This is a genomic window from Bacillus sp. ISL-47 (assembly GCF_018613175.1).
GTDB lineage: Bacteria > Bacillota > Bacilli > Bacillales > Cytobacillaceae > Cytobacillus.
The window spans coordinates 1-8,098 of sequence record NZ_JAGGQS010000018.1; the positions used below are offsets into that span (position 1 = coordinate 1).

The 8,098-nt window shown below is 35.7% G+C and carries 10 protein-coding genes; 6 read left to right on the forward strand and 4 right to left on the reverse strand.

What is annotated here, in order from left to right; translation table 11 throughout:
* The first annotated feature begins 342 nt into the window (after positions 1 to 342).
* Together J7I93_RS06265 and J7I93_RS06270 are read left to right on the forward strand one after the other, a co-directional pair.
* Positions 343 to 759: a hypothetical protein gene (locus tag J7I93_RS06265; protein WP_214724386.1), complete on the forward strand. Its 417-nt coding sequence runs from the start codon at positions 343 to 345 to the stop codon at positions 757 to 759.
* A gap of 77 nt (positions 760 to 836) precedes the next feature.
* The gene (locus J7I93_RS06270; protein ID WP_214724388.1) at positions 837 to 1,106 is read left to right on the forward strand and encodes a hypothetical protein; all 270 of its coding nucleotides are present in this window, start codon (positions 837 to 839) and stop codon (positions 1,104 to 1,106) included.
* Between the two features lie 394 nt (positions 1,107 to 1,500).
* Here the strand turns inward: J7I93_RS06270 and J7I93_RS06275 are convergent, their stop codons facing one another.
* The 3 genes from J7I93_RS06275 to J7I93_RS06285 form a co-directional block, all read right to left on the reverse strand.
* Complete coding sequence (locus J7I93_RS06275) at positions 1,501 to 2,082, reverse strand: tyrosine-type recombinase/integrase (RefSeq protein WP_214724390.1); 582 nt, start codon at positions 2,080 to 2,082, stop codon at positions 1,501 to 1,503.
* Between the two features lie 485 nt (positions 2,083 to 2,567).
* The gene (locus J7I93_RS06280; RefSeq protein WP_214724392.1) at positions 2,568 to 2,894 is read right to left on the reverse strand and encodes a type II toxin-antitoxin system PemK/MazF family toxin; all 327 of its coding nucleotides are present in this window, start codon (positions 2,892 to 2,894) and stop codon (positions 2,568 to 2,570) included.
* Positions 2,894 to 3,190, reverse strand: a complete 297-nt coding sequence (locus tag J7I93_RS06285; protein ID WP_214724404.1) for an AbrB/MazE/SpoVT family DNA-binding domain-containing protein — start codon at positions 3,188 to 3,190, stop codon at positions 2,894 to 2,896. The genes J7I93_RS06280 and J7I93_RS06285 overlap by 1 nt, the downstream gene beginning before the upstream one ends.
* Positions 3,191 to 3,436: 246 nt before the next feature.
* Between J7I93_RS06285 and J7I93_RS06290 the strand changes: the two genes are divergently transcribed.
* A complete protein-coding gene (locus J7I93_RS06290) occupies positions 3,437 to 4,150 on the forward strand; it encodes a MerR family transcriptional regulator (RefSeq protein ID WP_214724394.1) in 714 nt (237 codons plus the stop codon).
* Positions 4,151 to 4,177: 27 nt separating this feature from the next.
* On the opposite strand, the gene J7I93_RS06295 is transcribed toward J7I93_RS06290, so the two are convergent.
* Positions 4,178 to 5,353, reverse strand: a complete 1,176-nt coding sequence (locus J7I93_RS06295; RefSeq protein WP_483297126.1) for a replication initiation protein — start codon at positions 5,351 to 5,353, stop codon at positions 4,178 to 4,180.
* Between the two features lie 1,057 nt (positions 5,354 to 6,410).
* Here J7I93_RS06295 and J7I93_RS06300 point away from each other — a divergent pair.
* From J7I93_RS06300 to J7I93_RS06310, 3 genes are all read left to right on the forward strand, one after another.
* On the forward strand, positions 6,411 to 6,926 hold the full coding sequence (locus J7I93_RS06300; RefSeq protein ID WP_214724398.1) for an RNA polymerase sigma factor: 516 nt from the start codon (positions 6,411 to 6,413) through the stop codon (positions 6,924 to 6,926).
* Positions 6,913 to 7,557, forward strand: coding sequence for a hypothetical protein (locus J7I93_RS06305; RefSeq protein ID WP_214724400.1), 645 nt, complete (start codon positions 6,913 to 6,915; stop codon positions 7,555 to 7,557). The genes J7I93_RS06300 and J7I93_RS06305 overlap by 14 nt, the downstream gene beginning before the upstream one ends.
* A gap of 161 nt (positions 7,558 to 7,718) precedes the next feature.
* On the forward strand, positions 7,719 to 8,006 hold the full coding sequence (locus tag J7I93_RS06310; protein ID WP_214724402.1) for a hypothetical protein: 288 nt from the start codon (positions 7,719 to 7,721) through the stop codon (positions 8,004 to 8,006).
* Positions 8,007 to 8,098: the final 92 nt, after the last annotated feature.

Sequence of the window (8,098 nt, forward strand, 5' to 3'; positions counted from 1 at the left end):
GCTGCTGGATCTTTGTTATTGTTATAAAAGGTATAGCTACCATTTAGCGAAGCGCACACTAAGACATTCACTTGTGTAAAAAAAACTTATTTCAATAGATATTGGAAAGTTCAAAAGGGGATAATCCTGCAAAATTATTTGAAGATAGTTTGTTAAGTAATTCCTTAGTTTGAACAGACCCTTAGCATATGTTTTCGGCGTTTCTTTGGAAGGACCCCAACCAGTAAAAGTTTCCATATGAAAATATTACACAATATGTTATTTTGTAAATTAGTTGGAATTTTATTGAAAGTGGATAGTTAGTGTCAAAAATAAATTACACAAAAGACGGGAGGAATGGATATGAAAAAAGTATTCGGCACAATCGGACTAGGAGCAATGGCACTTGGAGTATTATTAGGAGCTGGAAGTCCGATAGAACAAGTATCTGCTAATGGAGTAGACGGTCAAACGATAGCACAGACAGCAAAAGAGTTTCACCAAGGGGAAAAACCGCTTAAAGTTTACAAATCTGAAGCTACTGGGGTTGAAGTAGAGGTTTACGCTTCTAACCCAGAAGACGCTGAAAAAATCAAGAAGGAAAAAGGCTGGACCGACAATGAGCCTGTTAAAATAATGAAGGACAAGGACAAAGCTAAAAAGAGTGAAAAAAAACAGCCTTCAACAAAGCTTTTAACGCAACCATTACAGGTTTTATTAACAACTTTGGAACGATCAAAGCTTCAGCAAACACAGACACGAGTGGTTGGGATCAAGTAGGTACTGAATATTGGGTAATGGATAAATATTGGAACACACAGTATGATACTGTCTGGCACTCACATGGAGGAGACTATATGTTCCGCTTACCCGCCCATTCAGTATCTGGTCAAACTGGAGACGGTTCAAACCCAGAGGGTTATGCTGAACTTTGGGAGGACGACGGAAGTTTTGGAGACGACTATGTGACAAGCTGGAACTTCTATCCTTCTTCATACTCTCTTGATTATGTTGTCAGAAGCATTGATGGATGGGTAGACGGAAGTGAAGCAGAATTTTACTCTACACATGGAGGGAATTACTCCGTGTCATATGGGAGGCTTGACAACGTAAAATATTATGACTAATTATAGGAACCTAGTAGACAAAGACTCTAACATCCTTAGGTTAGAGTCCTTTTGATTTATTTACTGTATTGCGGCTGATATTGGTTACTACCCCTTTTAGTGTAGATAAGCTACTTTATGTTAATTAGATTTGATATCAAGTAGGTTTAGGAATAAGTAAAAAGAACTCTATACGGTTCCTCGTTTAAAATATATGTCTGCACATCTCTGAAACATTAGCAAGATCTTCATCATGTCCTATATCACCTTTTGGCTTTTTGAGGTTATTTCTTTCCACTATTGTCTGATTTAAATAACTTTTTAAAATTGTAAGAGGCCTCGATGTTCTTACCCATGATTTCAGGGAGAATAAAGTTGTCAAATAAAAAGCAGCCATTTTGGCTGCTGCTGTTTTTTATAAAACAAACTTGGAAAGGCTATTCTCAATTTCTTCATCCGTAATGCCGATATACCTTAAAGTGATTTCAGGATGGGAGTGATTCAGGATCCTTTGCAAGGAAGCAATGTCCCTCGTTTCTTTGTAGTACCAGTAGCCAAAGGTCTTCCTCATGGTGTGTGTGCCGATTCCATCTGTGATGTCGACCATTCTGGCGGCCTTATTAAGCTGCCTATAGGCTTGTATTCTGGAAATGGGCTTGTCCCCTTTTCGGCTCGGAAACAGCCATTCTGTGCCCTCCAGTGTCTTGATATAGTCATTTAATTGGTCATAGATATTGTTTAAGTGAATCGTACGGGGCTTTTCGGTTTTTCCTTCTTTTACGATCACTTTCTTTTTCTTCTTCACGTCTTTGATCTTCAGATTCAATAAGTCGCTGATTCTCAATCCGGTATTGATCCCTAAGAGAAACAGAATGTAATCCCGTTCCCCGCAAAATCGTTTGAGTGCCCATTTCATGTCCGTGATCTGGTCATAATTCCGGATCGGCTGCACATCTTTAATTTCCTCTTTTTTGATACCTGGCTTCACAGCTGCCATTTCGCTCTCTCCTTGATTTGAATTCAACAAAATCAGTCATTTGAATGTAACATATTTTCGCTAATAAGAGCTTACCATACGAAAAACAGGAGAGTCCATCCTTTTCAACAAAATGAAAGTAACTTAATATCCACTATGTTACATGGAATAAATTAAGTTACTTTAACGCAACCTATTTTTACAAATATTGTAAAGAGGGTGTCTTCTATGTGGGAAAAAAGAAGTAATCGAATAATGGAAATAGCAATAATTTTGATATTCGGTGCTATAACGTCAGTGCTGAATACTTTTTGGTTAAGGCAATCACTAATAGAAGAAGTAAAAATAATCGCCAAAGATAATGAGACAAATATATTAAAGCAAAGCAAGGTAACTAGCATAAGCGACAAAATGAAACTCTAGGAGTAACTGTTGAAACCTCTTCATGGAACGTGTGTTATGGTAAAACAAAAAGACCCTCCTAAAATTTCGGAGGGTTTGCCTATTTATAAAAATGTATGTATCTTGGCTAAACAATCGCTCACAATTTCTTCAGGAGCGTGTCCTCTTACTCGAAGATTACGAGCCTGCCAATCTAAACTTTTCACTTGATCGGTTAGGATAACACCTTGAAAAGCCAAGCCCTCGGGGAGCTTGACTTCGTAACCCCATCCCCTTATGGTGTTTGTAATTGGACATACAGCTGCGAATCCTGTTGCTTCATTAAAATTTTTCGGTGATAAAACGATTCCAGGTCGATTTCCTGCTTGTTCATGGCCTGTTTGCGGATTAAAATTCACATAAACAAGATCACCGCGGTCTGGTGCTGACATTAAAATAACTCATTCCCCTCTGTTCCAAAATCAATTTCTCCATGGTGATTTTCCGGTTTGCACTGTGCTAAAAGTTCTTCTAAAGAGTATTTCTTTGATTGTTTTTTCGGAACCAGCGTGATCGTTCCTTCATTCTCCATAACTTTCATTTCTATTTCAGATCCCTGGTGAATTTCAACCCGTTCAGCAACATCCTTCGGAATCCTTACAGCAAGACTGTTTCCCCATTTTTGAATAGTTGTTGCCAGCGTCATAATTTCCACCTCTTTACCCTTATTCATTTCTTTCCAGTCCATTGTAACACTTCCTATTCCACTTTGTATATACATAGTATATACACCTCTTCTTCAAGTGATACACTTCCATAAAAATGTTTTTAGGAAGTTTCCAAGTTCAAATGTAGGATTTATTTGGGCCTACAGACTTTCCATTTTTATAAAGGGAAATGTATTCTATATGTAGAATGTTAACTATATGTACTCCACGTTTTATGGTCTACATATTTTTTGTGATCCACATATAATCTACAAAGGGTGAGGTAGTTGTACTGGAAAATAAGCGATTTTGTTGAAGAAATCAAATATGTACTTCAAGAGAAGAGATTACACATTAACACCGTCGATGGATGGTTTAAAAAATTAGAAGAAGAGCAAATTCATTATGTTTCCCGAACAGAAGATTCCAATGAAAAAGTATATGAAAGCTTAGATTTGGAACTGGCTATTTTTATCAAAAGGAAGAGAAACGAGAAATGGTCTTTGAGTGCCATATTTAACGAAATTAAAAATGAATTTGAATTAAGACCTTTCCCGGCTCAATTCAAGGAGTCCACAAATGTACCACAAATTGTTGACATAGATACCTTAAAGGCAAAGCTTATAGAGGAGTTCAAAGGCACATTTGAGGAGGTTGCTGCTGCCCAATCAGAAGAGATTAAGCGTCATTACGAGAGCCTTCTGAAACAGCTTCCAAAACCGAAATCTCCAGAAGAAGAAAAAGAAGAAATGTTTCAGGAAATGGTTGTTAAAAGAAGAGTGGAGTCCCATTTGGAGGAAGAAGCCCTCAAGATGTGGGCTACAAAACCGGAGGAAGGTCGATTTAGAAAAACAGGGTGGTTTAGGAAGGAAGAAGACTTAAGAGCACGCGATCGTTTTGTAAAGGAATATATAGATAAAAATTTCGCCGACACATTAAGAGGAGAGCTTGGACTGCAGCCGATGAATAAGAAAAAGTCACTCGGAACTAATTCCGAGTGACTTCTAGCACCAAAAATGTTATTTCTTCTAATTATGTTTTTGCAGTTGTTCTACAATCTCCTTTACACTTCTTTTTTTATTCTTTCCCACATCATTCTTAGGATTACGGTCAATCACCCCTAGTACTTTAAATAACTCTGCCTGGATTTCTCCAAATCTTATCTTGGCTTCCTCTAGTTCCATATTAAAATGGGACTGCAGTTCTTCTATTGCTTTATCTTCAATAAACCAATTAGGCATCAGTTCTTTTGTCCTTCGGAAATACTTGATTAAATGCAGAAGGGGAACACTTTCTTCCGAGGCTGCTGATTGAGAGTCAGCTTCCATTGGCGATGCATTCAGAACAGCCGTTATGTATGCCACAGGATTCTCAATATCTGTTCTTTCCTGAATTTTCTCCATTAGTAAAAGAACATAATCTTGTCCAAATTTCTCCCAATTCTTAATGGTTTTATCTGATATGCTAGTTCCCATCCTCAAACCTAATTTTTTTACTCTAGCAGCAAAGGTGCTTGAAAACTTAAACTCCTCTAAATTTTCTTCAAAAAGTGTTAATTGTTCACTTTTATTTTTCTTAACCGATTGAATAATAAACTTTACTTTTTCTACTTTTCGTCCTGCTTTAATTTCTTCAATCTGGAAAGAGATATCTGTTTTCTTCTCAAGCTCTTTTTGTGCAGGCACTAAAACACGCTGCTTGAAATTCCCGTAGGCTGGATATATATCCTCTGCACCAAGCATTTTTCGGAGCTCACAGAGATAAAACATTCTTTCCTGCAGCCTCTCGTACTGCTTTAACAGTTCATAAAGGCGGATAGCATAAGAACTTTTCAATTTCACTACGTTCTCTAACTTATAACTGGTGAATTCTCTCTTGAGCTCTAAAAGGTAAGGCCTTAAAAAGGGATCAAACCTGATATCGATGGTTCCTTCCGTTTCGTTATAAGCGACATAACTCAGCCAGGAAACCTGGATCACTTTTCTGCTTATCCGAACTTCAAATACCTTTTGCATCAGTTCTTTAGTTATCCTTCTTAACTCGGTATATTTAGGAGTCCCTTTTAACCCAAGGAGGTGTGTAAACTCTTTAATTGGCAATGTATATGTTGTAAAGTCTGAATCGGCCGGGTGAATATTACTGGCCAGGCAAAGTATAATTTTTTGTTCCACTACCCCGAGCTTATAGTTCGCCTCAATAAGCATATTGGACTTGGTGACCAGATTATCTTTGTTCGCCTCGACTTTTTCGGTTAATAGCAAAAAGTTCCCCCCAATCCTCTTATTAGGTTAATTATGCCAAAGAACTTAATATAACAAAAGTTTTTTCTTGTTATATTAAGCACCGAAAAAGTTATGCATGCACCATTTTTGTTATGGTTAGCACCATTTTTGTTATATTTAAAGCACCATTTTTGTTATGGTTAGCACCATTTTTGTTATGGTTAGCACCATTTTTGTTATGGTTAGCACCATTTTTGTTATATTTAGGACCTTCAAACCCTTGGTACCACTGGCTTCATACCCTTCCGAAAACAAGATAAAACAAGATAAAACAAGATAAAATATATATTAGTAAAACAACAAAACAGATCGTGAGAGGTCATAGTTGTATTTAATAGACTTAAACTTACAATAAAAAACGCAAATCATACTAAAAATAAAAACAAAATCAATATCTTTTATATTTATGGTCAAAATTCGCACCATATCCTTATTAGAATAGAAGTTTAGGCCGGCTCCTCCTTTTTTCGTAACCACCAGAAGACCTCGCCCTGCCAAAATACAAGCATGACGAGGTCTTCTGGTACTCTAAAGTCGTCGCAGGCCAAAGACGTATGGATAGAGTAAATTAAATTAAATAAGTTAGTTAGTATGGACTTTTGAGGTTTTGAAAACGAAGAGATAATTGGTTTTTTCTATAAAAAGATCAAAAGCGTCATGGTGAATCCTTTTGTGAGCGATTTGAAGGGTCTTCTAAGAGTTATTATTTTGGGGGGAATAGTTAAGTAAGTAAAGTCAGTTGAAACGCAAACTAGGCCTGCAAAGGGCTTTTAAGCTTAAAGACTTTTTCAGTATTACAACAACGTTTGTTGTATAACAGCATTAATAAAACACTTGTAGAGGGTGCTCCCGTTCAAGTTAATCAATTTAGTGTCCTTGGATTTGACAGCTTCTAACCCAACAGTACCAGGAAATTATCCAATAAGAAGAAATAAAATTCGATTTTAATCGTCTATAAGGTAAGAGAAGGAGGAAGATTATGAACGGAAACAAGATTATTCAAGAATGGTATTCACTCTATGCAGATGATATATATAACTTCCTTATTTATTATTCTAGCAACACAGATGCAGAGGATATTCTTCAAGAGGTGTTTATAAAGGCTCTAAATAATCTGGAGAACTTTGAATGGAACTCGAACCCAAAAACCTGGTTAATCAAAATAGCACGTAACACAGCGATTGACCAATCTAGACGTTTAAGCCGTTTACAATTAATTTTAAAAAAAATAAGAAAAAAGGATGAATATGTTTCTCCAGAAGATATTTTTATTGAAAATGAGGAGATTGCAGAGCTTTATTGTCATATAAACAAACTCCCCCAAAAATATAGGGAAGTGGTGATCCTTAGGGGGATACTAGAACTTAGTGTAACGGGAACTGCTACTGTGACGGGTTGGACCGAAAATAGTATTCGTTTAAATTACCACCGTGCCAAAAAGAAATTAAAGGATTCTTATTTTGAAAGGAGTGTTCTAAGAGATGAATCAGTTTGAAAAAGAATTTAATTTAGATAGCAAGTTTCCACGCTTTAATTTAAGTAACAACAAAAAAGAGAAAATGCTAAATGAAATCATAAGATTTAGTGGAAAAAGGACACTCAAAAAGAAGAAAACCCTTGGGGATTTAAATAGGAAAACTGCAAATTTAATAGCTTTTGCTGCTTCTTTCTTCCTTATGTTTGGTTTATTATTTGGACTTCTTTCTTATCAATCTGCTTCTCTTTATAAAGATGAAAAAGTCATTAGTGATATTAGCGTAGGTATGGAAAAGGCAGCGATTCTTATTATACCTGATACCTTTGAAAGATCGGGAATTAAAACAAGTAAAGAAGCATACGAATTACTGAATAACTACTATAGTGGCTCAGCTTTAGGAGAAGTATTATCTTCATGGGAAGTCCTCCATAAGAAAAACATTAATTATGAAAAGGATATAGAAGGAAAGAAGATAGAGTTTGCAATGGGCTCTCTTAAAGAAGCAGAAGAAGTAGTTATTGAGCATCTTGAAAGAAAAAAAATAAAGGTTAGCTGGTATGATACTATAATAAATAAAAAAGTAACTTTAAAATGTAATTTAGTTGATAAAAGATGGATCATAGATTCAATTAATATTCAAAATAAATAAACTTAAATCTTGTCCCTTCAGAACATCCCTAAACTTGGTTAGGGATGTTTTTTTCTTTAAAAATTAATGGTATATTTTTACTGTTTTTGTTAAAAACTATAAATTTATGGAAAAAATGTTAGTTTATTGTTGTATAGATAAATTACAGGGGAGGAATGGGTTTGAGGAAATTTTTAATGTTGTTGATGTTGGGTCTCTTTTCACTAAGTAGTGGTTTTATTGTCCAAGGGAAAGAAGTTAGGGCTGTAGGTGATAATGAGCTAGATGTTATGAGGGAAACCTATACTTATAAAACCTTAGGAGATTATAAAGTGGATTATTATTACTACTATAATCCGTACACGGGTGAAACTTGGTGCGAGGATTTCGCTGGTTATACTAATTCTGTCCCTAACTATAGCTATTTTAATCCGGATAACCCATATGAAAAAGCTTGTGATTATAATTAAGATGAACTGAATTACAAAAATAACTAGAATTGTAGAAAAATAAAATACAGAGGGTATTAATTGGTCCAATAACAAAGATCCAGCAGCTCCAT

Bases quoted from the DNA above. Each gene is read 5' to 3' on its own strand.
- J7I93_RS06265 (WP_214724386.1), top strand. From the start codon at position 343: ATGAAAAAAGTATTCGGCACAATCGGACTAGGAGCAATGGCACTTGGA.
- J7I93_RS06270 (WP_214724388.1), top strand. From the start codon at position 837: ATGTTCCGCTTACCCGCCCATTCAGTATCTGGTCAAACTGGAGACGGT.
- J7I93_RS06275 (WP_214724390.1), bottom strand. From the start codon at position 2,082: ATGGCAGCTGTGAAGCCAGGTATCAAAAAAGAGGAAATTAAAGATGTG.
- J7I93_RS06280 (WP_214724392.1), bottom strand. From the start codon at position 2,894: ATGTCAGCACCAGACCGCGGTGATCTTGTTTATGTGAATTTTAATCCG.
- J7I93_RS06285 (WP_214724404.1), bottom strand. From the start codon at position 3,190: ATGGACTGGAAAGAAATGAATAAGGGTAAAGAGGTGGAAATTATGACG.
- J7I93_RS06295 (WP_483297126.1), bottom strand. From the start codon at position 5,353: ATGCTTATTGAGGCGAACTATAAGCTCGGGGTAGTGGAACAAAAAATT.
- J7I93_RS06300 (WP_214724398.1), top strand. From the start codon at position 6,411: ATGAACGGAAACAAGATTATTCAAGAATGGTATTCACTCTATGCAGAT.
- J7I93_RS06305 (WP_214724400.1), top strand. From the start codon at position 6,913: ATGAATCAGTTTGAAAAAGAATTTAATTTAGATAGCAAGTTTCCACGC.